23 protein-coding genes are annotated in these 25,569 nt (G+C 41.1%); 6 read left to right on the top strand and 17 right to left on the bottom strand.

Features of this window, described 5'->3' with window-relative positions:
* Positions 1-133 precede the first annotated feature (133 nt).
* From ACVRYP_RS00505 to pcrA, 4 genes are all read right to left on the bottom strand, one after another.
* Positions 134-1,417: an O-acetylhomoserine aminocarboxypropyltransferase/cysteine synthase family protein gene (locus ACVRYP_RS00505; RefSeq protein WP_447466867.1), complete on the bottom strand. Its 1,284-nt coding sequence runs from the start codon at positions 1,415-1,417 to the stop codon at positions 134-136.
* 260 nt (positions 1,418-1,677) lie between these two features.
* Positions 1,678-1,950 (bottom strand): hypothetical protein, encoded by a 273-nt coding sequence (locus tag ACVRYP_RS00500; RefSeq protein ID WP_447466866.1) that lies wholly within the window; start codon positions 1,948-1,950, stop codon positions 1,678-1,680.
* 4 nt (positions 1,951-1,954) lie between these two features.
* Positions 1,955-2,245 (bottom strand): DUF2089 family protein, encoded by a 291-nt coding sequence (locus ACVRYP_RS00495; RefSeq protein WP_447466865.1) that lies wholly within the window; start codon positions 2,243-2,245, stop codon positions 1,955-1,957.
* Positions 2,246-2,573: 328 nt separating this feature from the next.
* Positions 2,574-4,847, bottom strand: a complete 2,274-nt coding sequence (pcrA, locus tag ACVRYP_RS00490) for a DNA helicase PcrA (RefSeq protein WP_447466864.1) — start codon at positions 4,845-4,847, stop codon at positions 2,574-2,576.
* A 232-nt stretch (positions 4,848-5,079) separates the two neighbouring features.
* On the opposite strand from pcrA, the gene ACVRYP_RS00485 reads away from it, so the two are divergent.
* Positions 5,080-6,279: a cation diffusion facilitator family transporter gene (locus ACVRYP_RS00485; protein WP_447466863.1), complete on the top strand. Its 1,200-nt coding sequence runs from the start codon at positions 5,080-5,082 to the stop codon at positions 6,277-6,279.
* Positions 6,280-6,423: 144 nt separating this feature from the next.
* Here ACVRYP_RS00485 and spxB read toward each other — a convergent pair whose 3' ends face one another.
* The 9 genes from spxB to ACVRYP_RS00440 all read right to left on the bottom strand — a co-directional run bounded on the left by spxB (position 6,424) and on the right by ACVRYP_RS00440 (position 16,388).
* A complete protein-coding gene (gene spxB, locus ACVRYP_RS00480) occupies positions 6,424-8,205 on the bottom strand; it encodes a pyruvate oxidase (RefSeq protein ID WP_447466862.1) in 1,782 nt (593 codons plus the stop codon).
* 307 nt (positions 8,206-8,512) lie between these two features.
* A complete protein-coding gene (locus tag ACVRYP_RS00475; RefSeq protein ID WP_447466861.1) occupies positions 8,513-9,469 on the bottom strand; it encodes an ABC transporter permease in 957 nt (318 codons plus the stop codon).
* A 2-nt stretch (positions 9,470-9,471) separates the two neighbouring features.
* Positions 9,472-10,539, bottom strand: a complete 1,068-nt coding sequence (locus ACVRYP_RS00470; RefSeq protein ID WP_447466860.1) for an ABC transporter permease — start codon at positions 10,537-10,539, stop codon at positions 9,472-9,474.
* Entirely contained in the window at positions 10,532-12,067 is a 1,536-nt protein-coding gene (locus ACVRYP_RS00465; RefSeq protein ID WP_447466952.1) for an ABC transporter ATP-binding protein, read from the bottom strand. The genes ACVRYP_RS00470 and ACVRYP_RS00465 overlap by 8 nt, the downstream gene beginning before the upstream one ends.
* A 133-nt stretch (positions 12,068-12,200) precedes the next feature.
* Positions 12,201-13,271 carry a BMP family lipoprotein gene (locus ACVRYP_RS00460; protein ID WP_447466859.1) on the bottom strand — a complete coding sequence of 357 codons (1,071 nt, stop codon included), beginning with the start codon at positions 13,269-13,271 and terminating at the stop codon, positions 12,201-12,203.
* Positions 13,272-13,474: 203 nt separating this feature from the next.
* Positions 13,475-13,864 (bottom strand): cytidine deaminase, encoded by a 390-nt coding sequence (locus ACVRYP_RS00455; RefSeq protein WP_447466858.1) that lies wholly within the window; start codon positions 13,862-13,864, stop codon positions 13,475-13,477.
* The gene (gene deoC / locus ACVRYP_RS00450; RefSeq protein ID WP_447466857.1) at positions 13,851-14,513 is read right to left on the bottom strand and encodes a deoxyribose-phosphate aldolase; all 663 of its coding nucleotides are present in this window, start codon (positions 14,511-14,513) and stop codon (positions 13,851-13,853) included. The genes ACVRYP_RS00455 and deoC overlap by 14 nt, the downstream gene beginning before the upstream one ends.
* 11 nt (positions 14,514-14,524) lie before the next feature.
* Complete coding sequence (locus ACVRYP_RS00445; protein WP_447466856.1) at positions 14,525-15,802, bottom strand: pyrimidine-nucleoside phosphorylase; 1,278 nt, start codon at positions 15,800-15,802, stop codon at positions 14,525-14,527.
* Positions 15,789-16,388: a class I SAM-dependent methyltransferase gene (locus tag ACVRYP_RS00440; RefSeq protein ID WP_447466855.1), complete on the bottom strand. Its 600-nt coding sequence runs from the start codon at positions 16,386-16,388 to the stop codon at positions 15,789-15,791. The genes ACVRYP_RS00445 and ACVRYP_RS00440 overlap by 14 nt, the downstream gene beginning before the upstream one ends.
* A 199-nt stretch (positions 16,389-16,587) precedes the next feature.
* Between ACVRYP_RS00440 and coaA the strand changes: the two genes are divergently transcribed.
* Both coaA and rpsT read left to right on the top strand, forming a co-directional pair.
* The gene (gene coaA, locus ACVRYP_RS00435; protein ID WP_447466854.1) at positions 16,588-17,508 is read left to right on the top strand and encodes a type I pantothenate kinase; all 921 of its coding nucleotides are present in this window, start codon (positions 16,588-16,590) and stop codon (positions 17,506-17,508) included.
* A 52-nt stretch (positions 17,509-17,560) separates the two neighbouring features.
* Positions 17,561-17,809: a 30S ribosomal protein S20 gene (gene rpsT / locus ACVRYP_RS00430; protein WP_447466853.1), complete on the top strand. Its 249-nt coding sequence runs from the start codon at positions 17,561-17,563 to the stop codon at positions 17,807-17,809.
* Positions 17,810-18,216: 407 nt separating this feature from the next.
* Here the strand turns inward: rpsT and ACVRYP_RS00425 are convergent, their stop codons facing one another.
* Both ACVRYP_RS00425 and ACVRYP_RS00420 read right to left on the bottom strand, forming a co-directional pair.
* On the bottom strand, positions 18,217-19,596 hold the full coding sequence (locus tag ACVRYP_RS00425; protein WP_447466852.1) for a sensor histidine kinase: 1,380 nt from the start codon (positions 19,594-19,596) through the stop codon (positions 18,217-18,219).
* Complete coding sequence (locus ACVRYP_RS00420; protein WP_447466851.1) at positions 19,586-20,260, bottom strand: response regulator transcription factor; 675 nt, start codon at positions 20,258-20,260, stop codon at positions 19,586-19,588. The genes ACVRYP_RS00425 and ACVRYP_RS00420 overlap by 11 nt, the downstream gene beginning before the upstream one ends.
* A 194-nt stretch (positions 20,261-20,454) precedes the next feature.
* On the opposite strand from ACVRYP_RS00420, the gene ACVRYP_RS00415 reads away from it, so the two are divergent.
* From ACVRYP_RS00415 to manA, 3 genes are all read left to right on the top strand, one after another.
* The gene (locus ACVRYP_RS00415) at positions 20,455-21,321 is read left to right on the top strand and encodes a helix-turn-helix domain-containing protein (RefSeq protein WP_447466850.1); all 867 of its coding nucleotides are present in this window, start codon (positions 20,455-20,457) and stop codon (positions 21,319-21,321) included.
* A 110-nt stretch (positions 21,322-21,431) separates the two neighbouring features.
* Positions 21,432-22,565 carry an ABC transporter ATP-binding protein gene (locus ACVRYP_RS00410; protein ID WP_447466849.1) on the top strand — a complete coding sequence of 378 codons (1,134 nt, stop codon included), beginning with the start codon at positions 21,432-21,434 and terminating at the stop codon, positions 22,563-22,565.
* A gap of 352 nt (positions 22,566-22,917) precedes the next feature.
* Entirely contained in the window at positions 22,918-23,862 is a 945-nt protein-coding gene (manA, locus tag ACVRYP_RS00405) for a mannose-6-phosphate isomerase, class I (RefSeq protein WP_447466848.1), read from the top strand.
* A 126-nt stretch (positions 23,863-23,988) separates the two neighbouring features.
* Here manA and phoU read toward each other — a convergent pair whose 3' ends face one another.
* Positions 23,989-24,642: a phosphate signaling complex protein PhoU gene (gene phoU, locus ACVRYP_RS00400; RefSeq protein ID WP_447466847.1), complete on the bottom strand. Its 654-nt coding sequence runs from the start codon at positions 24,640-24,642 to the stop codon at positions 23,989-23,991.
* Between the two features lie 159 nt (positions 24,643-24,801).
* Positions 24,802-25,560 carry a phosphate ABC transporter ATP-binding protein PstB gene (pstB, locus tag ACVRYP_RS00395; protein WP_447466951.1) on the bottom strand — a complete coding sequence of 253 codons (759 nt, stop codon included), beginning with the start codon at positions 25,558-25,560 and terminating at the stop codon, positions 24,802-24,804.
* Positions 25,561-25,569: the final 9 nt, after the last annotated feature.

The following is a 25,569-nucleotide window of genomic DNA, read 5'->3' as shown; positions in this document are numbered from 1 at the left end:
ACCTGTCAAAAGCAAAGCTAGGAAAGTCAAGAGAGAATAGCTGAAATTTAGTATTGATTTCTAGCCAAATCCATAGTTGGTTTAATATTGTTAAAAACCTCTGAAACTATACGTTTCAGAGGTTTTGTTATCACTAATTTAGGGTCTCTAGGGCAATCCGCAGATCGTCAATCAAGTCATCGGCGTTTTCAAGACCAACCGACAAGCGGATTTGGTTAGGGGTGATGCCACAGGCTAAAAGATCAGCTTCGCCTAACTGACCATGCGTTGTGGTGGCAGGATGAACAACTAGAGATTTGGCATCCGCGACATTGGCCAGATTTGAAAAGATTTCCAAATGATCAATAAGGGTATGGGCTTCTGCTTGTCCTCCCTTAACATGGAAGGTAAAGATGGAACCCGCTCCTTTAGGGAAGTATTTCTGAGCCAGATCATAGTAGGCATTGTCGGCTAACCCTGGATAGTTGACCTTTTCCACCTTTGGATGGTCTTTCAAGAAAGCAACGATTTTCTGGGTATTCTCGATATGGCGCTCTAAGCGTAAAGACAAGGTTTCAAGCCCTTGCAAGAGAAGAAAAGCGTTAAAAGGCGAGATGGCTGCACCGGTATCGCGCAATAACTGGGTCCGTACAGCTGTGATAAATGCTGCTGCGCCGATGTCACGTGTGTAACTGAGATTGTGGTAGGTCGCATCCTCTTCCACAAATTGCGGGAACTTGCCTGAAGCCTCCCAATCAAATTTACCAGAATCGACAATAACCCCACCGATGGTCGTCCCGTGACCACCGATAAACTTGGTTGCCGAATGAACCGAAATGTCAACACCGTGTTCAAATACATTGATCAGGTAAGGCGTCGCAAAAGTGTTATCTGCTACCAATGGAATCTTATGGCGATGCGTGATTTCAGCAACCTTTTCAAAATCAGGCACATTGATGACAGGATTCCCAAGGCTTTCAATCAAGACCAATTTGGTATTATCCTGAATGGCCGCTTCCACCTCATCCAGCTTATCGATGTCAACAAAGCTTGTGGTAATCCCGTAGCGGGGCAGGGTTTCTTTAAGCAGGTTAAAGGTGCCCCCGTAAATGGTCGTCGCAGCCACCACATGGTCTCCAGCATGGGCCAAGGCCAAGACTGTATAGGTGATAGCAGCCATTCCAGAAGCTGTCGCAAGGGCACCAACGCCACCCTCAAGAGCCGCCAAACGTTCTTCGAGTACGGCTACCGTTGGGTTGGTAATCCGTGTGTAGATATTAGCGGGTTGGCGAAGGGCAAAGATTTCTTCCGCATCATGAGCACTGTCAAAGACATAAGAAGTTGTCTGGTAGATAGGCACAGCCCGTGATTTGCTAGCAGGGTCAACTGGTTGCCCAGCATGTAATTGTAAGGTTTCAAACTTAAAGTCACGTGTCATAAAGGACTCCTTTAAAAGCTTTTTTAGTGTTGTCTCTATTGTAATCCTTTTCAAACAACTTGTCTAATACTTATTTTTGAAGAGATGCATAGTTTTAAGCTATAACAGGAGCACAAAAAAAAGCCAGACAAGCTGGCTCTAAAGATTAAATCCTTTACATTCGCTTCTCTTGGCTAAAATAGTCTTCCAGACTGTTCAAGCAATAGTAAAAATAAGATTTTTTGATTTTGAGTAATTGCTTGAACAACTATAGTGGTGTTTTATAAATCCTTAATTTTTGACCGAAGGAGATCTGAAATAGGTTGTTGGCTCCTTTCTTTTCTCATCCAATAATCTAGGGACTCAAAGATGAAGACTAGTAGGATATAGACCAAAGGCAAAGCGATCAAGTGTCCACCCAAAGTCAATCCGACTGGAATGGCGAGAATAATAACAAATAGGCGTAATAACCATTTATTAATAGTTGTGTGGTAAGTAATATACCACTCTAAAAGGGCGAGAATAACAGTCGCTACAATGACAAGTAATTGCATAAGATTACTTCCTTTCTTCTCTGTAAGATGTGATCAATTTTTTGGCAACGTCAAAGGAGAGTTCTCCGTCAAGTGCCAATTCTTTGATGAGGTTAACATAAGGCTCTTCTGGTTGGTCTTGCTGGCTAACTTTTTCAATCAAGCGATTCAAGCGTAGGCGAATGGTTGGATAGGAAATCTCATAGTAGCTTGCCATTTCCTTTAGCGAACCCGAAGCCAAAATGAAACGACGGATAAATTCGATGTCTTCTGCCTCTAGTTCTGCCAGCCAAACTGGTAAGTTCTCTTTTGCCACCCTTATATCACCTTCCTTCTATAACCATTATACACCTAAATAAAATTAAAGTAAACTTAAACATTATTAAAATCTTATTAATAATATAAAGAAAAGTCATTTCTAAAATAATAGATTTTTCTATTTCTAATAAAAAAGTATGAACCAAGAAATTATTCGGTTCATACTTTTTTATAAGCCCTTCTTCTACGAAAAGTTTTACCAAGGACAGTCGTGAAATGTCTCATCATTAGGAAAGGATAGTGCCACCTCTAATAATGAGACAAAGTCGTTTTCATAGACAACTTCTACTTGAACCTAATCGATAGTTATTCAGAAATGTCGTTTCTCACTTTTTCTCAATCGGTGCGACACTGGCCAGCAATTTTTTAAGGCCGACTTCTGGGAAGTTAATTTTCAATTCTTGGGCGCTTCCGCTTCCTGAGACTTCAAGAACGATGCCATCGCCCCACTTCTTGTGGTGGGCAGTATCACCAATCTCCCAATCAATGGCAGGCTTAGCAGTCGCTGAAGTCGATTGGCTACGACTGCTTTGAGGCGCAGCCTGGGCTTTTCGGCTTTGCAGGGCTTGAGCCAAGCTCATGCCTTGTCCGAAGGTTGGCGCAGCCCCATTGACATAAGAAGCCTTAAAACTAGTATTGGCTGGTCGGGCATTGCCTTGGTAGTCCAAAAGGTCGCTGGAAATCTCACTGAGGAAGCGGGTCGGGCGGTTGTAATTGGTCCGACCATAAAGGAGGCGAGAACTGGCATTGGTCAGGTAGAGGCGTTGCTCGGCTCGGGTAATCCCGACATAGGCGAGGCGACGCTCTTCTTCCAACTCATCTTCGTCTTCCTTGGCCCGGCTGAGCGGAAAGACATCCTCTTCCATCCCGATGATAAAAATAACCGGAAATTCCAGACCCTTGGCCGCATGGAGGGTCATGAGGGTAACATCATCACTCTCACTATCACCATCATCCGTATCTGCAATCAGAGCCAGGTCATTGAGGAAACGGCTGAGACGATCTAGACCAGATTCTTCGTCTGCTGCTTCTTTCTGGGCTTTCTCATCAAAACTTTTCGTCACTGAGAGAAATTCTTGGATATTCTCAAGACGGTTCTCACTTTCAGGTGTGCGCTGACTGGCAAGGGCTGCAGCATAACCGGTATTGTCCAAAACCTTTTCCACCACTTCTGTGACGGTCAGACTATCCAAGCTGACACGCAGGTAGTCAATCAGGTTGGCCAACTCAAAGACAGCACCCGCCGCCTTGCCTTTAATGGGTGACAGCAAGATGTTTTGACTGGCATCTAAAAGGGAGGAGCCTTCTTGAGCAGCAAAGCTGCGTAGCTTTTCGAGGGTTCCTGGCCCAACACCTCGCTTGGGCTCATTGATGATGCGCTCAAAGCTCAGATTATCCGCTGGGTTAGCAATGATATTGAGGTAAGAAATCACATCCCTAATTTCTTTGCGGGAATAGAACTTGGTCCCTCCAACCATCGTGTAAGGAATATTAGACTTGAGCAGGGCCTCCTCAATGGTCCGTGACTGGGCATTGGTCCGGTAAAGAACGGCAAAGTCACGATAACGATAGCTGTGCTCCTGAATCAAGGCATCAATGGTTCTTGCAACGTAGACTGACTCATCCTGCTCATCTGTTGCCTGATAATAGGTAATCTGCTCACCGTCAGGGTTTTGGGTCCAAAGTTTTTTCTCTCTGCGATGACGGTTGTTCTGAATCACGTCATTGGCTGCTTGGAGGATTTTCTTGGTTGATCGGTAATTCTCCTCAAGGAGGACAACCTTGGCTTCTGGATAATCTTTTTCAAAATCCAGGATATTTTGCATATCAGCTCCACGCCAGCCATAAATGGACTGGTCCGCGTCTCCGACCACACAGATATTTTTGAAGCGTGATGCCAAGAGTTTGACCAACTGATATTGGGCATGGTTGGTATCCTGATACTCATCCACATGGATGTACTGGTAGCGCTGCTGGTAGTAGGTCAAGACATCAGGATTTTGATCAAAAAGACGCAAGGTCAGCATGATCAAATCATCAAAGTCAACAGCTTCTGATTGCCGCAATTCCTTTTGATAAGCACTGTAGCATTTCGCCACTATCTGGCTATACATATCCCCAGCCATCTTTTCATAGCCGACATCATCAATCAAGTCATTTTTCGCATTGGAAATGGTGCCCAGAATAGCCCGTTCATTCCACTTTTTAGGGTCTAAGTTCAGGGTTTTCAGGATCCGCTTCATCAGCGTACGCTGCTCACCTGGATCGACAATGGTAAAGTTGCGGTTGTAACCAATATGATCAGCATCTCGACGCAAGATACGGACACACATGCTATGAAAGGTCGCAATCAAGCTATCTTGAGTCGCAGGATTAAGCTGAAAGGCCCGTTCACGCATCTCACGCGCTGCCTTATTGGTAAAGGTAATGGCCAAGATATTCCAGGGATTGACCATTTTTTCATCAATCAAGTAGGCAATGCGATGGGTCAAAACTCTCGTCTTACCTGATCCAGCTCCTGCCATGATTAAGAGAGGCCCTTCTGTCGTCTGTACCGCTTCTGCTTGGCGGTCGTTCATGCCTTGCAATAAAGGATTCATCGTTCTCTCGCTTTCTATCACTATCTTTTTCAGTAAAAGGCCATGATATCAGTCGAATCACACCTTTATATCAGCTCTTTCAAGACTATTAACCTATCCATTATAACAAAATTTCAGGTCCCTTGCTCCTTCTAACACCAGGATTTCTCAACAAACTAGATTTGAAAATTCAAGACCAAATCGCTATAATAGACTATAACCTGAATCCCTAGTATTAGAAAGAAGGTATTTGATGAACCAACAAGCTACGAATTTAAAAATAGCAGAGCGAGGTGCCCTCATCGGCATAGCAGCTTACATCCTGCTGTCTATCGCCAAACTAACAGCTGGTAATCTTTATAATTCCTCCGCGTTGATAGCTGATGGTTTTAATAACATGAGTGATATTCTTGCTAATCTAGCTGTCTTAATTGGCCTTCGTTTAGCCAGAAGGCCAGCAGACACGGATCATAAATTTGGTCACTGGAAAATCGAAGACCTGGCCAGTTTAATCACGTCATTTTTGATGTTTGCTGTTGGCTTTGATGTACTCTGGGATACTGTTCAGAAAATCGTTAACCAGGAGACAAGCCCTGTCGACCCGATTGGTGCCCTTGTCGGCATTATCTCAGCCATCATCATGTTTGCGGTGTACCTCTACAACAGCCGTTTAGCTACCAAGGTCAACTCCAAGGCCCTGAAGGCCGCTGCCAAGGACAATCTCACTGATGCCCTCATTTCAACGGGTACAGCCATCGCTATTTTTGCTTCAAGTTTTGACTTTCCCATCGTCGATAAACTGGTTGCTATCGTCATTACCATCTTAATATTGAAAACAGCTTATGGCATTTTCATGGAATCCTACTTTACCCTGTCAGATGGTTTTGATGAGCAATTATTAGACAAATATAGCGAGGATATCCTCAAACTTCCAAAAATTAGTGCTGTCAAAGCCATTCGTGGCCGAACTTACGGCAGCAATATCTATTTAGATGTCGTCCTCGAAATGCATCCAGACCTCTCTGTCTACGAAAGCCACGATGTGACCGAACAAGTCGAAAACCTTTTAAAAATGAAATACCAAGTGTTTGACGTCGATATCCATGTAGAACCTGCAATCATTGATGACGATGAAGTCTTTGAGAATATCTTCAACAAACTCTATCGTATGGAAAACTTGGTGCTAACGCATCAAGATAATTACCAAAATCTTGTGGCAGATAGTTTTAAAGGAATCAATGCTCAGGGAGAACACCTCACTAAGAGCCAGTTTTTAGAAAAACCAGCTACTACTGAGCACACGGCTAACTTTTCCGTAACCCCTATTAGTCAAAAAAGCATGCTGGTCCAGTATCATCTAGGACAGCAGCATCACAGCTCCCTATGGCGCCGTCATGAATCTTGGCAACTACTCTTTCATCAGGCTACAAAAATCGACCCAACTACCAATTAACAGATAAATGTAGTTATTCAAACAGTATGACATTTTTCATGTGTGCAGAACTTTCTAGACACTTCAATACTTCATGAATTCAATACTCAAAACGAGCTTGAGGCCAAAATGTCTCAAGCTCGTTTTAATTCTTTAACAATGCGTTTACTTGTAGTTACGTGACTTAAGTCCTTCTTCAGCAAGGTATTGGCTAAATGGCACCAATTCTTCTGCTTCATATTTTTCACGGAAAGCAGCAATCTCTTCAGCAGAGTAGGCTGTTGGTTCCAAACGAAGTTCTGGAGCTTCTACTGGGATTGGACGATGTTGTGTGATGCGGGCATCAATCACGATTGTTCGACCAGCTTTGTTGAGTTCAACCGCTTCTTTAACAACAGCATCGATATCTTCGATACGGTTAACAGTGAAGCCTACAGCACCTTGTGCTTCAGCAATCATCTTGTAATCAGGGTTAGTGAAGTCTACACCAAACAAGTGCTTGTTTGTATCTTCGTACTTGTTCTTGATAAAGGCATATTCAGCATTTGAGAAGACAACGTTAATAACTGGCAAGTTGTATTGAACGTTTGTAATCACGTCAGGGTAGCACATACCAAATGCACCATCACCCATGATGTTCCATACTTGACGGTCTGGGTTATCTTTTTTCGCAGCGATACCACCAGGAAGGGCAATCCCCATTGTCGCAAATAAAGGAGACGTGCGCCACATGTTCTTAGGTGTCATGTGCAAGTGACGTGTAGAGGTTTGCGTCGAGTTACCGACGTCGATAGAGTAGATAGCATTGTCATCTGCGTATTTGTTAATGGCATTGTAAACTTGGTACAATTGCAATTCGCCTTCTGTTTTACCTTCAAGCTTGTTCATGTAATCGCGCCAGTTTTGGTTGTTCTTAACAGTTGCTCTCCACCATGGTGTTGATTCAACAGCATTGACTTTAGCTGTGATCGCTTTTGTTGCTTCAGCAACATCACCAAGGATAGACGCATCAAGGGCATGACGTTTCCCAAGTTTGTAAGGATCGATATCCACTTGGATGAATTTCTCAACATTTTTGAAGGTATTGTAGACTTCTGAGAATGGGAAGTTACAACCCATGAAGAGAACCGTATCTGCTTCAAAGATTACTTCGTTGGCTGGTTTCCAACCCACACGGTAAGCTGAACCCGTCAAACCTTCGTAGTTCCATTCAAATGCTTCAAAGTTTTTACCAGTTGTAATGATTGGTGCTTTGATTTTACGAGACAATTCTGTCACCAATTCACCAGCACCAACACCACCGAAACCAGAATAGATTACTGGACGTTTCGCATTGTTCAAGATGTCAACGGCTTTATCGATTTCAACTTCGTTCAAAGCTGGTGCAACGAAAGTGCGGTCGTATTGACCTGATCCGTAGTAAGAATCTGCATCGATTTCTTGGAAACCGAAGTTAACTGGGATTTCAACAACCGCAGGACCTTTTTTAGCGATCGCTGCACGACAAGCATCGTCAATCACTTTTGGTAATTGCTCAGCGTATGCTACACGTTTGTTGAAAACAGCAACGCTTTGGTACATTGGGTTTTGGTTCAATTCTTGGAACGCATCCATGTTCAATTCGTTAACTGGACGTGAACCCAAGATAGCAAGCATTGGAATACCGTCCATTGCTGCGTCATAGATACCGTTAATCAAGTGAGTTGCACCTGGTCCACCTGAGCCGACACAGACACCAATTGATCCACCGAATTTACGTTGCATAAGGGCTGCTAGAGCACCTGTTTCTTCGTGGCGTACCTGCAAGAAGTTGATATCCTTGTCTTCCGCTAAAGCATCCATCAATGAACTCAATGTTCCTGAAGGAATACCATAAATTGTGTCGACGTCCCATGTTTTTAGGACGTTAAGCATAGCTGCCGATGCAGAAATTTTGCCTTGACTCATGTAAATGAAATCCCCTTTTCAATTTTTTTACGGTTGTTATTTTAACATAGCCTTTCAGCAAGCGCCAACAATTTGATTATTTTTTAATACTAATCAAAATTATCCTTATCTAAAGCAGCCTTAGTTTGATAACCTTCAGTATTATATGTCTCTAGATGGCCATTCCTCTATTTGATTTTTATAATATATAGACCATTTTGATTAAAAAAAGGAGTGGCAACAGGGCCAACTCCCTTTAAGATTTATTTCCTAATCGTTATATTTATCATCCCATACGGAGGGTAAGCGACAATAACTAGCTAATTTATTATTTCGATTTGATATAGTTCACGCCGTCAGCTTTTGGTGCCACTGCTTTACCAAAGAAGGCAGCGAGAGCAACTATAGTGATTAGATATGGGGCAACCTGTAGATAAACCGCAGGAACTTTCGATAGGAATGGAATCTGAGTTCCAATGACAGCTAAACTCTGAGACAGACCAAAGAAGAGAGAAGCCAGCATCGCACCGATAGGGTTCCATTTCCCAAATATCACTGCTGCCAGGGCGATAAATCCAGATCCAACAATAGTGGATGCCGAAAAGTTTATATTGACTGATTGAGCACTAACCGCTCCTCCAATTCCGCCGAGAAATCCTGCAATCAATACACCAGCATAACGCATGAGATAGACGTTAATCCCAAGGGTATCGGCTGCTTGAGGATGCTCACCCACTGAACGCAACCGCAACCCGAATTTTGTCTTATAAAGCACAAACCAAGCGATAAAAGCTGTCAAAATGGCGACATAGCCCATCAAACTCGTATTTTTAAAGAAGATAGGTCCAATGACTGGAATATCTGCTAGCAGTGGGAAGGAAAACCGGCCAAAGGATTGACCAATGGAGTCAGTTTGACCTTTTCCATAGATAACTTTAACTAAAAAGACAGATAAGGCTGGCGCCAGCAAGTTCAGAACAGTCCCTGAAACGACATGGTCCGCTCGGAAAGTAATAGTCGCCACAGCATGAATAATGGCAAATAACAGACCAGCTAAGCCGCCCACTAAAGTAGCAACCAAGGGTGTAGATTTCCCAAATGCGTCAACAAATTCAATGTTAAAGACAACCCCTGCAAAAGCCCCGATAACCATGATCCCTTCAAGTCCAACGTTGACAATACCAGATCTTTCAGAGAAGACCCCTCCTAAACTGGTGAAAATCAAGGGGGCTGAATAGATAAGCATTTGCGAAATAAGCAAGATTAAAATTGATGTGATATTCATTTTTATTTTGCTCCTTTCACTGCTTTGACATTTCTCGATTTTAGCAATTGTTCAAAAACAAATTTTATCCCAATGAAGAAGATAATGGAAGCTGTTACAACATTAATCAATTCAGGCGGAATCCCTGCACGAGTCATCCCAGTAGATCCAATGGAGAGCATTCCAAATAAGAAAGCTGCAAACGGTATCCCTAGAGGTGAATTCGTCGCTAGCAAGGCTACGGACATCCCATTGAATCCAATGGATAAATTAGCACCTTGAATGTACACGTTTTGGAAGGTTCCAAGACCTTCAACAGCTCCCCCTAGTCCAGCAAGTGCACCAGAAATAACCATTGACAAAATAATGGTTTGCTTGGCTGACATCCCAGCATAATCTGATGCTGTCGGATTAAGCCCTACAGAACGTATTTCAAATCCAAGTGTTGTTTTTGTAAGAAGGAACCAGATGACTACAACTGCGATAATGGCAAAGAAAATACCAATATTCATCCGTGAATTGTCTGTTAATGTTCTCAGCCAGGCCGTTTGATAAGAAGCATTGGCAGAAACATTAATACTAGAATCCGTATTTTTCATGATATCTTCTGAGAAAACATTTCGGATTAAGTGGTTACAAACGTAGAGCAAAATGTAGTTCATCATAATGGTTACGATAACTTCACTAGTTCCCAAGTAAGCTCTGAGAATTCCAGGAATCGCTCCAGCAATCCCACCCGCAATCATAGCAATTAAAACAGTTGCCAGGATAAGGATTGGACGAGGAAGATCTGGATTTTCAAGAGCAAACCAGCCAGCAAAAACCCAGCCGACAAGCGCTTGACCAGGTAAGCCGACATTAAAGAAACCAGCTCTACTCGCAACTGCAAATCCAAGGGCAGTAAAGACCAGAGGAGCCATGGCCCGAAAGATCTCACCAATCGATTTTATATTACCAAATGCTGTATAGAAAAGCTCTTCATAACCCCAAATCGGATCATATCCAAAGATTAACATGATAACGGCGCCTAGGAGTAAGCCTGAAAGGACTGCTAACAAAGGTATCGCCAGATTCTGAAATTTTTTAGGCATGAACTTCTCCCCCTTCTAAGTACCCACCAGCCATTAACACACCTAGTTCCTGTTTATTGGTGGTTTCTGGTGTCACAATACCATGAATGGACCCATCATGAATAACTGCTATGCGATCAGATACGTCTAGAATTTCATCTAGTTCAAAACTAACAACTAAGACGGCCTTCCCTTTATCACGCTCTGCAATCAACCGTTTCCGAATATACTCAATGGCACCGACATCAAGTCCACGTGTCGGTTGACTAACAATCAGTAAGTCTGGATCTCTATCAACTTCACGAGCAATGATGGCTTTTTGCTGGTTACCACCGGATAAAGCCTTAGCAGGGACCGTTTCACTGGCAGCCCGAACGTCAAATTCTTCCATCAATTGACGCGCTTTTTCGTTAATTTTATTGTAATTAAGAATGCCATTTTTAGAAATGGGTTCTTTATAGTAGGTCTGTAAGGAGATATTTTCAGCAATGGTCATGTCAAGAATTAAACCGTCCCGATGGCGGTCTTCAGGGACATGACTCACCTGCATTTCAGTGATTTTACGAGGGCTCTTGCCGACGACATTCTCTCCCTTAATCCAAATTTCTCCAGACTTAACCTTACGAAGGCCAGTAATGGCTTGAATGAGTTCACTCTGTCCATTTCCATCTATCCCAGCAATTCCGACAATTTCACCTGCACGAACATCCAAGGATAAATTCTTAACAGCTGGAATCCCACGGTTTTCATCAACAACGAGGTCTTTAATAGACAGTATAACTTCTTTAGGATCCGCAGGAACTTTCTCTGTTTTAAAGGAAACGGAACGGCCCACCATCCACTCTGCCAAATCACTGTTTGTGGCTCCTGCTACCGGCGCTGTCTGTATTCCTTTCCCACGACGGATAACGGTTACCATATCAGCTACTGCACGAATTTCATCCAGTTTATGGGTAATGAGTATGATGGATTTTCCTTCTTTGACCAGGGTGCGCATAATCTCAAGCAGTTCTGTAATTTCTGCCGGTGTCAACACTGCAGTCGGTTCATCAAAAATGAGCAAGTCAGCACCGCGGTATAGGGTTTTAAGAATCTCAACCCTCTGCTGTGCTCCAACTGAAATATCTGCAACCTTGGCAGTCGGATCAACGGATAAGCCATAACGAGCAGAGAGCTCTTTGATTTCTTCGATAGCCTGCTTAATATCTATGATACCAGCTTTTGTGGTTTCACTTCCTAGAATAATATTTTCAGCCACAGTAAAAGCATCTACCAACATGAAGTGTTGATGGACCATACCGATACCCAAGCGAGAAGCCTTTGAAGGAGAATCAATGGTAACCTTTTCTCCATTGATTAAAATATCACCACTAGTCGGTTCCAAAAGACCAGCCAGCATATTCATTAGGGTTGATTTTCCAGCACCATTTTCACCAAGTAAGGCGTGAATTTCCCCTTTTTTGACATTTAAATTGATATTATCATTTGCCGTAAACTCTCCAAAAGTTTTGGTGATTCCACGCATCTCAATGACATAGTCATTTGCCATAGTCATAATCCTTTCTGATGATCATTTTTGACAGTAAAACCTACTTCTTCTGAAATAAGCTTTACTGAGAAAAACTCTCAGTTCCCAGAAAAGGCGACCGACTATGATCGCCTTTAGGGATTATATGACCTGATTATTTTTCAGGTGCTTCTGGAACTTTAACTTCTCCATCGATAATAGCTTTTTTAGCAGTAGCTACTGCTTCTGAAGCTTCTGAAGAAAGGTTAGTTTCAGCCAATTCGACACCTTGATCTGCAAGAGAGAAGGTTACGATTTCACCACCAGGGAAGTTGCCTTCAATTGCTTGGTTAGCAATTTCACGAACAGATGTTCCAACTTCTTTGATCGTTGATGCTAAAACAAAGTTAGAGTCTTTACCATCTTTAGACGTGTAGTTACCTTCTTCTGATTGGTCACGGTCAACACCAATAACCCATACTTTATCTGCTTCATCCGTTGTTTCGTTAATCGCTTTAGCAGCAGCAAAGACACCGTTTCCTGTACCGCCAGATGCGTGGAAGATAACGTCTGCTCCTGCAGCATATTGAGCCGCAGCAATCGTTTGACCTTTAGCCGCATCCACAAATGAACCAGCGTAATCTACAGTAATTTTAATATCTGGATTAACTGATTTAACCCCTTCTACGAAACCAGCCTCAAAGCGGTCAATAACGACACCTTCCATACCACCGATGAAACCAACGTGATTTGTCTTGGTAGATTTAGCAGCAGCTACGCCAGCAAGGTAAGATGCTTCATGGTCCGCAAAACCGATACTTACAACATTGTCCTTGTCTGCAACAACAGAGTCAACAATAGCGAAATGTGTATCAGGATTATTGTCAGCAGCTTCGCCAATGGCTGTTTCCAAGGCAAAACCAATACCAAAGACAAGGTTGTAACCACCTGAAACAGCTGAATCAAGGTTAGTCACATACTCTGATTCACTGTTAGATTGGAAATAAGTGAAACCATTGTCTTTTGACAAACCATGTTCTTCACCCCAAGCTTGCAAACCTTCCCAAGCTGATTGGTTGAAAGAACGGTCATCAACACCACCAACGTCAGTAACGATAGCAGCCTTGATTGCTGGCTCTTCACCAGTATTTGAAGAAGACGTGTTGTTAGCGGTACGGCTACCACACGCTGCAAGTGTAAGGGTTGCAACTGCTGCAAGTCCTAAACCTAAAAATTTCTTGTTCATTGAAATGAACCCTCCTAAAAAAATTTTGTGCAACAGATAAGTTGCAAAGTTCCAGTCATGATGACTGTCCAAATTTAAATGATCCAAAACTTAAAAACACGAGGGGTTAACTGCTCGTTAAACATGCCCTAACCTCATGTCGTCATGACGATGACTGACTAAACAGTTCCACCACGACATGATGCTGTATTTTTAGATTCCAGTTAATTTAAATCTGTAAAGGAATATGGAAGTAACTCCCCGACTGTCATCACGACTGTCGTTTTATTTCTAGACACTAAAGTCACTGGCATGTCTTTTTCAAAAAACTCTGCCATAACCTGGCGACAAGCACCACAAGGTGAAATTGGCTGCTCAGAGGTCCCATAAACTACGAGTTCTGCAAATTCTTTATGTCCTTCAGAAACGGCCTTAAAGATTGCTGTTCGCTCACCACAATTGGTCAAACCAAATGAAGCATTTTCAATATTGCAGCCGGTGTAAACGTCCCCAGCTTTGGTTACTAGTGCGGCTCCGATTGGAAAATGGGAATAGGGCACATGTGCATGCTGACTGGCTGCAATGGCCTGATTAATCAACTCAGTAGTCGCCATCTGCTTGCAGTCCTTTCATAATCGCTACACCTGATGAAGCCCCGATACGATTGGCGCCAGCTTCGATAAAGGCTTGTGCATCCTCTAAGGAGCGAGCTCCACCAGAAGCCTTAACTCCCATTTCTGATCCAACAATTTGACGCATTAAGCCTATGTCATGAACATTAGCCCCACCTGTTGAAAATCCTGTCGATGTTTTAACAAAATCAGCTCCAGCAGACTTGGCCAATTCACAAGCCACAATTTTTTCTTTATCGGTTAGAAGGCAAGTTTCAATGATGACCTTAACCAATTTGTCGCCACTAGCATCAACAACAGCTTTAATATCAGATTCTACTAATTCTAAATCCCCAGATTTTAAGGCACCAATATTGATGACCATATCAATTTCATCAGCACCGTTGGCAATGGCATCCTCTGTTTCAAAAGCTTTGACAGCAGAAGTATTAGCTCCAAGAGGAAACCCAATAACCGTACAAACTTTCACATCTGTTTCCTTCAGTTCTTCAGCAGCTAGTGCTACCCATGCAGGGTTAATACAAACACTTGCAAAGTCATATGTCTTTGCTTGATCAATGATGGCTAAAACCTGTTCTTTAGTGGTTTCTGGCTTCAAAATAGTGTGGTCTATATATTTATTTAAATCCATAATCGTTACCCTTAAGATATGATTTCAAGAATCTCAGTTACCTTAACTTCTTCCTTATCTATTTTAACATTTTTTTTGAATTCTGACAGTACTTTTTGATCTAAATGTTGGTTTGTATAAACTTTTGCGACAATATCTCCTGTTTTTACGGCATCTCCAACCTTTTTCTCGAATACGATACCGGTTTCATAGTCTAAAACGTCCGTTTTTACCGCACGACCTGCCCCAAGTTTCATGGCGAAAAGTCCAAACTCAAGGGCTGGTAACTCAGAAATATAGCCGTCTTCTTCAGCCAGAATCTCTATCACTTCTGCTACATCAGGCTCTCTGTAGAGATCCGTCAAGTCACCCCCCTGGGCTTCTACCATGGCCTCAAATTTTGCTAATGCTTTTCCATTACTAAGGTGCTCTTGAATTTCCAAAATAGACTTTTCAACTCCAGCAAGACCCAACATAATTCGAGCAAGTTCGCAGATGAACTGCGTAACGTCTTTACGCCCTTGACCTTTCAAGATATCAAGAGCTTCCAAAATTTCTAAGCGATTGCCAATAGCTCTACCAACCGGTTGGCCCATGTTGGTTAAAACAGCAACTGTTTCGCGACCAACTGCCTTACCAAGATTGACCATGGTTTGGGCTAAATCACGCGCGTCCTCAATATTTTTCATGAAGGCACCGTCGCCCACAGTCACATCAAGAAGGATGGCATCAGCACCAGCTGCAATTTTCTTACTCATAACAGAGCTAGCAATCAGTGGAATAATATCAACTGTTGCCGTCACATCACGAAGGGCATAGAGCAACTTATCCGCCTTAACCAAATTATTGGACTGGCCGATAACAGCTAAACCGATATCTTGGACCTGCTTAATAAAAGCTTCTTGAGTTTGTTCTATTTGATAACCCTTTATGGCTTCTAATTTATCCAGAGTTCCACCCGTATGACCGAGACCTCGTCCACTCATTTTTGCCACTGGAACGCCGAAGGAAGCCACCAATGGAACCAGAATGAGGGTAACTTTATCACCTACTCCCCCAGTAGAATGTTTATCGACTTTAATACCTGGAATAGCTGACAAATCAATTTGATCCCCTGACGCTACCATATTCATGGTCAACTCTGAAATCTCTTCAGTTGACATCCCTTGGAAATAAACCGCCATGGCAAAGGCAGCCATTTGGTAATCAGGAACTGTCCCCTCAACATAGCCTTCGATTAACCATTTAATCTCTTCAGGAGACAATGCCTGACCATCTCGTTTTTTCTGAATTAAGTCAACAGCTCTCATCTTTTATACTCTGAAGGATATAATATCCTTTCTCCTTTCTAAGGGTAGTGACATTGCCAAAAACGTCTTCCATTTTTGCCTTGGCACTCGGAGCCCCTTGTTTTTTTTGAATGACAATGGTAAATGTCCCATTCGGATTCAGGTGATCAATGCTCTCTATAATAATCCGATGAACAACTTGCTTTCCAGCACGAATCGGTGGATTGGAAATAATATGGTCAAAACAATCTGTCACTTGATCATAGCCATCTGATTGAAAAATAGAGGCCTTAACCCCATTGAGGTCAGCATTTTTTCGAGCTAAATCTAATGCTCGTAAATTAACATCAACCATGGTTGGCAAGACACCCTGAACCTTAGCTAAGGCAATTCCTAGTGGACCGTAACCGCAACCGACATCCAAAACTTTTTCTCCTGCTCGAAAATCAAGATTATTAAGCAGGACTTGACTGCCAAAATCAATCATTTTTTTGGCGAAAACACCTGAATCTGTCCAAAAGGTGAAATCTTGGCTGAGGAGTTTTACCCTCAATTGCTGGACATCATGCACAGCATCAGGATTTTCAGCATAATACATTTTACTCATACTATTATTTTACCATAATTAGTTTTGAAGACAGCTAAAGATCCTTCTTAAGATTCTTTAGGAATATTAGTATATCATTTACAAACATTATTTGCAAGCGTTTTCTATTTATGGGGGTCCTCTAATTTAAAAAATCTTTTTCTACCAATATTCTGATATTTTAAGCTATAATAGAAGATATTTTAAGGAGAACAGTAGCATGTTAAACGAGTTTATCAATTTTGAACTAATCTCTCGGGAAAATTGGCAGAACCTACATCGAAATACAACACCACCGCTGACATCCGATGAGCTTGATTCGATTAAATCTCTAAACGATAGGATCAGTCTTCAGGATGTCATCGATATCTATCTGCCTCTAACAAGTTTAATTCGTATTTATAAGAAATCAAATGATGACCTGTCCTTTTCTAAAAGTCTTTTTCTGCAAGAAAAAATCCGTCAGTCACCTTTCATTATTGGAGTTTCAGGTTCTGTTGCCGTCGGTAAATCTACAACAAGCCGACTACTTCAAAAACTATTAGCTGGAGCCTTTAAAAATGCTCGAGTTGAAATGGTTACGACAGATGGGTTTTTATACCCAAATGCTATCTTGGAGCAAAAAGGCATTATGGATCGTAAAGGTTTTCCAGAATCTTACGATATGGAATTATTACTGAACTTTTTAGATACCATAAAAAGTGGTCAAAACTGTGCCATTCCAATTTATTCTCATGAAACTTATGATATTCTAAAGGACCAAGAACAGTGGATAGAGGCCCCTGATTTCTTGATTGTCGAAGGAATTAATATCTTCCAAATTCCTCAAAACCAAGGTCTCTACATCAGTGATTACTTTGATTTCTCAATTTATGTCGATGCAGAACACGATGCCATTGAAAGCTGGTATATAGAACGCTTTAGTAAGTTACTGCAATTGGCCGAAACTGATCCAAAGAACTATTACCATCAGTTTACACATCTCCCCTATTCTGAAGCTATCCAACTTGCAAGGGATACATGGAGATCCATTAACCTTCCAAATTTAGAACAATATATTGAACCGACTCGGAGTCGGGCGGATCTCATTTTGTATAAGTCTGCCAATCATAAGATTGACAAAATTTACCTTAAAAAATAATAATGCTTGTCAAACGATAGATTTTCAGATATAATGATATGGTTAGATTAAGATGGAGGTGAACAAATTGGCAAATATTAAATCAGCTATCAAACGCGCTGAATTGAACGTTAAACACAACGCTAAAAACTCAGCACAAAAATCAGCAATGCGTACAGCGATTAAAGCTTTTGAAGCTAACCCTTCTGAAGAACTTTTCCGTGCAGCTAGCTCAGCGATCGATAAAGCAGAAACAAAAGGCTTGATCCACAAAAACAAAGCTAGCCGTGACAAGGCTCGTCTTGCTGCTAAATTAGCTTAATAAGACATTTAACCACTTCTTCTTTCAGAAGTGGTTTTCTTGATCATTCATTGAGGGAACCTATGAAAATCATCATTTGGATATTATGGAAAGGACGCTCTAAAAGAGCCAGACAAAGATACCTAGAACTCATCGAAAAGTACCCTAAAAAAGTCATAGTCCTAAAAAAACAAACAGACATTGATTTATTTCTGGAAAAATTAGGTTGAGATTAACCAATAGGTGCTAAACAACAAATTGGGACCAGACAACACGGTTACAGGGAGATCTGAGTTCATCAAATTCAGTTGATGCCACCTCATTTTTTTTCAATATGCTAGATGAATCCTTCTCAACTATTAAAAAACCTTCTAAAGTTCGTTAGCAAACTTTAGAAGGTTTTTTGTCAGGCTTAAGATTGGCCATCATCACAATGGTAATCGTATTTCAAATATGGTTCCGTTAGGAACACGGTCATGGACTAAAATTTGACCTTTTAATTGGTCAACGATTTGCTTTGCTAGAGAAAGGCCAAGTCCAAATCCGCCGTTCTGGCGAGTTCTAGCCTTATCCACACGGTAAAAGCGATCAAAAACTTTTTTCTTGTTTTCATCTGATATGCCAACACCGTTGTCTTCCACTATTATCACCAATAGTCTTTCTCTCAGTTTAGAGGTAATCTTTATTTCACCATCCTCCCCAGTATATTTAACGGCATTGTCAAATAAAATGGTAATCAACTGTTTGAGAAGGGCGCTATCTGCCTTAATGGTTTTTCTAACCAGATTCTGGGATTTGAATAGCTTCTCATTTTCCTCAGCTATAAGAGAGAAGTTTTCAAACATAGATTCAAAAAAAACAGGCTCAACTGTCTCCATGACAACTTTTAATTGGCCATCTCTTCTCGCTAAATTCAGAAGGTTGGTTGTTAATAATCGCATATTTCGAACCTCTTCCAAACTGGAAGCAATCGATTCAGATTCTTCTAAAATCGTCGTATCTGGTTTACGAAATAGCGATTCCAACCGATTTTGTAGAACTGCTAGAGGTGTCCTCAGCTCATGACTGGCATTTTCAACAAATGCCTTTTGCTTTTCAAGAGAGTCTCTAATGGGTCTTACCGTTATAACTGTTAGCATTAATGCCGCAAAAGTTGATGCCAACCAAAAACCAATCATCACATAGAGCACGATACGCCGTGTTGCATCTCCAGTTGACTTCAACTGCGTCACATTGATGAGTGACATGGCATATTTCACGGAGCTATCTTGTAAATAACTGTCATCAAGTTCAACTATGACATATCGATAAGTATCAACCGTATCAAAGCTTGTCGTAATTTCAAGTTCCTGAATGGACCCCATATTGCTAAAATTTGGATTTATTTTGTCCAAACCTAGAACATGATCAAGTCGCGTAACTGGGTTTTTGTCTTCATCAAACAGAATAGCTTGGCTACTTGTCCCAATTTTAATGTCTAATTTTTTTATTCTGGGAACTTCACTAACTTCAGCGTCATCAATAGTTTCATCCGTGGTCACTCCGTTCTCATCTTCAATGATTTCTTCCACAGCCGTGATTTTTCCTTCTTCGTTGATTAAAGAACGAACTTGAGCAATATAGAGAATATTTCCAGGATTTTCAATTTGATATTCTAAGGTTTTATCCGTATTTTGATATAAGCTATTGGTTATTAACTGTAGAATAATCAATGTCATCGCTAAGAAAATAATTGTAAATACACTAAAATATCTCAAAAAATAGTTGAAGATATCTGATTTAAAAATAGATTTTACTTTAGTCCACATTTCGTAATATATACCCGACACTTCTTAAGGTTGATAAGTTTTTCACGAATTCTGTCCCCTTTAATTTTTTTCTGATTTTAGAGACGTAGACTTCGACTACTGAAACAGTGGTGTCACTGTCAAATCCCCAGATTCGGTCAAAAATTTGATTTTTAGGCAAGATAACATTTTGATTTTGTAAGAAATAAACGAGTAAATCAAATTCTTTTCCTAAAAGTTCTACTTCCTGCCCATTAACTAGGACAGCATTTGTTGCTAAATTGACTGTAACATCTCCATAGGAAAGAGTATTCTCTGTTAATTTTCCTGACCGTTTGAGTAAGGCTTGGATCCGCATTTTGAGTTCTTCAAGATAGAAGGGCTTAGTCAAATAATCATCTGCCCCCAGTTCAAAACCATGTCCCTTGTCGTCTAAGGATTCTTTGGCCGTCATAATGAGGACAGGTGTCGTAATTCCTTTTTGACGGAGCTCCTTAAGAACGGTAAAGCCATCTTTTTCTGGTAACATCAAGTCCAGCAAAATCAAATCATAAACACCAGATTCCGCTTCATAAATACCTTCTTCGCCATCAAAAACCTGCATGACATCTGCAAAATCATCTAAGAAGTCAAAAACTGAATTGGATAGGCTAAGGTCATCTTCTACAAGTAATATTTTTATCATTCGTTTAACCTCGTTTTTCTTATATTATACCACGTCAGTCTATAAATCACTAGGACCCACACATTATCTGACATAAAGGGGTTGTTTTCATTATACACATTCATCTTAAACAAGGCTAAAATCAACTCAATCCTGATAAAATAAAAGGCTTGTGTTATACTGGAATAAAAAAAGACAAAGCTTGGAGATATCCTTTGGAACAATTAGATCTTTTTTTCCCATCTGCTAGTGTAACAAATACGCAACTTGAGCAAATAGGTATGGTAAGTATTCCTCGCTCAGATGGCAAATGGCTTAATATTAATAGCAATGAATTAACGGCCCGAGAACACCTCCTGTTAAAGCAACTTCTTTCATCAGAAAAAGAGGTGGCTTCTTCTAACCCTTGGTATGCTTACCTTGTCCAAAATCAAGGGGGTCTCCCTAGTCCAGTCAGACTGATTCAATTTTTACATGTTCAAGTCATCCGACATACTGATCAAAATGATTTTGAAGCGGAGTGGTTGGACATGCTTTCACACTTACTTCCTAATCTCATCACGTCTCTAAAAATTACACCCAATCGCTATGTCCTTATCCTCAATCAGGACCCTCACTTCTTTGTCGAATCGATTATGTCAGAGATTTTAGCAAGTATGGAATTTGACTTTGATATGACGATAACTGCTTTATTAGGGCAAATGTGGTCTGAAAGGATGATGTCCAACTGGTCAGAAGCGTATCAGTTAGAGGACCAACTTTTTAGTCACAATCTCCAAAAGACTAGCTTCTCAGGCTTTAACCCATTTTCGCTCACTCTATTGCGAACAGCTGGAGAAACCTCAGCTGAACTCTACCCTCTTTTAGCCCAGCTTATCATGAGCCAGGACGATATGGAAGAAACCATTAAAGCCCTCTGGGAAGAACAAGCTGTTGTCACAAAAGCTGCTCAAAAACTTTACATTCATCGTAACACTCTCCAGTATCGCTTGGATAAGTTTCAGGAGCAAACAGGTCTGTCCCTCAAAAGTATGGATGACTTAGCTGTGTGTTATATCGCTTTATTACAGTTCTCATCCTGACATTTTGTGCAGCTTGCACAAAATGTTTTTTTCTTTTTAAGCACTATGACCAAAGAAAAATAAAACGTTTTCATTTATAATAACCTTATAATGAATAAGGAGGAACCAGCATGGTTCAGTTAAAGTTAAACAATATCTACAAACGCTATGAACGCAGCGACCACTACTCCGTTGAAAATTTCAACCTCGACATTAAGGACAAGGAATTCATCGTATTTGTAGGTCCTTCTGGTTGTGGTAAATCAACAACTCTTCGCATGATCGCTGGTCTTGAAGATATCACTGAAGGTGAATTTTTCATCGATGACAAATTAATGAACGATGTGGCACCTAAGGACCGTGACATTGCCATGGTTTTCCAAAACTATGCCCTCTACCCACACATGACTGTGTACGATAACATGGCCTTTGGTCTTAAACTCCGTAAATATCCAAAAGATGATATCGACCGTCGTGTTAAAGAAGCTGCTGCTATCCTCGGCTTGACTGAGCTTTTAGACCGTAAACCTGCAGACATGTCTGGTGGTCAACGTCAGCGTGTTGCCATGGGACGTGCGATCGTTCGGGATGCAAAAGTCTTCTTGATGGATGAGCCTCTCTCTAACTTGGATGCTAAACTTCGCGTTTCCATGCGTGCAGAAATTTCTAAGATTCACCGTCGTATTGGAGCGACTACTATTTACGTAACGCATGACCAAACAGAGGCTATGACTCTGGCTGATCGTATCGTTATTATGAGTTCAACCAAGAATCCTGCAGGCAATGGTACTATCGGTCGTGTCGAACAAATCGGTACCCCTCAAGAGTTGTACAATGAGCCAGCAAATCGTTTCGTTGCAAGCTTTATCGGTTCGCCAGCCATGAACTTCTTTACTGTTAAATTAGAAAATGGCTATATTACAACTGGGCGTAGCCTTCGCGTTAAGGTTCCAGAAGGTCGCCGTAAATTACTGGAAGAACAAGGCTATAATGGCAAGGAGCTGATTTTTGGTATCCGCCCAGAAGATGTCACAGCATCTCAATTAGAATTGACAGCCTATGCGGATTCCGTGATTCAATCTGAAGTCGTTGTTTCTGAGCTACTCGGTGCTGAAACCATGCTTTACAGCAAGGTTGACGATATTGAGTTCATCTCACGTGTAGATGCTCGTGATTACCACGAACCTGGTGAAATCGTGAAATTGGCCTTCAATATGAATAAAGCACATTTCTTCGATATCCAAACAGAAAAAGCGATTCGCTAATATACTAACGATATCTTTAGCCCGTCTAGAGATTAAGAACTTGGGACAAGCAGTCTCAGGTTCTTTTATTGATTGATTTTATGAGAATGTGCAGTAGCTGGAAGCGTCAAAACGATTAGAAACTCTTCTGTTTGAGATAAGGCTGAGACTGATTTTCTAAACACCATAAGGTGGGGATTTAAACAAGTTAACAAGGGTCAGTCTTAGCCCATTTTAGCAACAACTTGGAAGTAGGCAAACAATAGCGCACGTTTAGAAAAGTATTGTTTTTTGTAAGACTTTCTTATTGTCCATTTTAAAATCCATCAAGATATGGTATGATGGAACAAATGACTTAGAAAGTTGGTTTCCTATGGCAGCAGAACCTTTATTTTTAACTTCGACCATGCATGAAAAAATTTGGGGAGGTGACCGCTTAAATAAACTATTTGATTATGAGATCCCTAGTAGCCATACTGGTGAATATTGGGCTATTTCTGCCCATCCTAATGGGCCTTCTGTTATTGCTAATGGCCCCTATAAGGGACAAGCGCTCGATCAGTTGTACCACGAACAGCCTGCCCTTTTCGGACATCCAGATAGCACCGTATTTCCACTTTTAACCAAAATTTTAGATGCTAATGATTGGCTCAGCGTCCAAGTTCATCCTGATGATGCCTATGCGTTAAAACATGAAGGTGAACTGGGAAAAACAGAATGCTGGTATATCTTGCATGCGGAGCAAGGAGCTGAGATTATTTATGGGCATGAAGCCAAAAGCCAAACGGAGCTAAAATCTCTCATCACGACAGGTCAATGGGATAAGCTCTTAACGCATGTTCCCGTCCAAACAGGTGATTTTTTCTTTGTTCCAAGTGGGACACTTCATGCTATCGGACCTGGAATTGTTATCCTAGAAACTCAGCAATCTAGCGATACAACCTATCGTGTTTATGATTTTAATCGCAAAGATGACCAAGGGAATCTTCGACCACTTCACATTCAGCAATCCCTTGATGTTTTAACGATTGGTAAGCCTCAAAATAGCACACCAAGCATCGTCAAATTGGATAACTTCACTTTGACCACATTGGTCGCCAACCCCTACTTTACGGTGGAAAAATGGGACATCTCTGGAATGGTCTCAGTGAAACAGACAGCACCTTATCTTTTAGTATCTGTCATAAACGGTAATGGCCAACTAAAGGTTAGTCAGCAGACTTACCCAATCACTAAGGGAGACCATTTTATTCTTCCACATGATATCAAGGAGTGGGACTTTGGTGGGGAGATGACTTTGATCATTAGTCACATCTAAATAGTGTCAGACATAGAAATTGTTGTATCCTTGATTGAAAGTCAATTAGGAGAGTTGACAAAAACTTCAAATTATACGAAAAAGAGAGATTCAGCTATCATGACTGGCTAAATCTCTCTTTTTTAATTATAATTCAATGATTTTACCTGTTTTAAGGAAGACTACCCATTCACAGATGTTGGTGGCATAATCTCCAATACGCTCTAAATAAGTCAGAACTTGGAAATAATCCTTCCCAGCAACAACAGCCTCTGGGTTTTCCTTGATTAATTCAATAGTTAAAGCCTGAATAGCGTTATACATATTATCAATAGCGACATCTGAAGCCGCAATTTCTCTTGCTTTTTCATCGTCTCCCTTGATATAGGCATGCATTGTTTCTTCAACCATTAACTTAACCGCACGACCCATTTTACTGATTTCTTCTTCAACTTCTTTAAGACGGGTCTCCCCCTTCATACGAATGGTTGCTTCTGCAATTGACAAGGCATGGTCACCCATTCGTTCCACATCACTTGATGCTTTTAAAACAGTAATAACTGTTCGTAAGTCATTTGCTACTGGTTGTTGAAGGGCAATAATTTCTAGAGATTTTTTCTCCAATTTTAATTCATAATTATTGACCTCTTCATCACCTGCAATGACTTCCTGAGCCAACTCACGATCGTGACTGACAAAGGCACGAACAGTCTTATTAATCTGCGCAAGAACCTCAGTTCCCATAGCATAAAATTGATTGTGTAATTTCTCTAACTCTTCTTCAAATTGTGCTCTCAGCATTTTGGTCTCCTTTTTAATTCCTCAAGGTTAATAACCCTCAAACTTGAGCCCAGACTATAGTCTAGGTAACTCATTGTAAACTAGTCACTCTAACAGGATTAGCTGAAACAAAAATTGCTCTTTGCCTCCATAGCCCAATCGGTGCTATTTTAATCCTGACTAACCAAATTTACCGGTAATGTAATCTTCCGTTTCCTTATGTGTCGGATTTAAGAACATTTCTTTGGTTTTCCCAAATTCAATCAGTTCCCCATCTAAGAAGAAGCCAGTTCGCTCTGAAATCCGAGAAGCCTGTTGCATGGAACGGGTCACTAAGAGAAGCGTGTAATCTTTCTTAAGCTCAAATAGCGTTTCTTCGATTTTACCTGCAGAAATTGGATCGAGGGCAGATGTTGGCTCATCTAAAAGAATGATTTTAGGACTAGTTGCTAACACACGAGCAACACAAACCCTTTGTTGCTGACCACCTGAAAGCCCTACTGCTGAATCGTCCAGACGATCCTTTACTTCATCCCAAATAGAGGCCCCACGAAGGGCTTTTTCGACAGCCTCATCCAGAATTGCTTTATCTTTAATCCCCTTGATGCGCAGCCCGTAGACGACATTTTCATAGATAGACATCAAGAAGGGATTGGGTTGTTGGAAAACCATCCCAATTTCTTTCCGTAGGTCAACGGTGTCTGTCCTAGGACTATAAATATTATGACCATTATAGGTCACTGTTCCAGTCAAAGTCACTTCGGGATTCAAGTCGTTCATGCGGTTAATGGAGCGCAAGAGCGTTGATTTCCCAGATCCAGAAGGTCCAATCAATGCTGTAATCTCATTTGGCAAGAAGTCAATAGAAACGCTGTCCAAAGCTTTTTTCTTTTTATAATAGACCGATAGGTCTTTAACACTTAAAATTGGTTCTATCATCATTTACCT

The organism is Streptococcus rifensis, from assembly GCF_053203525.1.
Note: the sequence above shows the minus strand (reverse complement) of the source record. Positions and strands in the feature narration are given on the sequence as shown.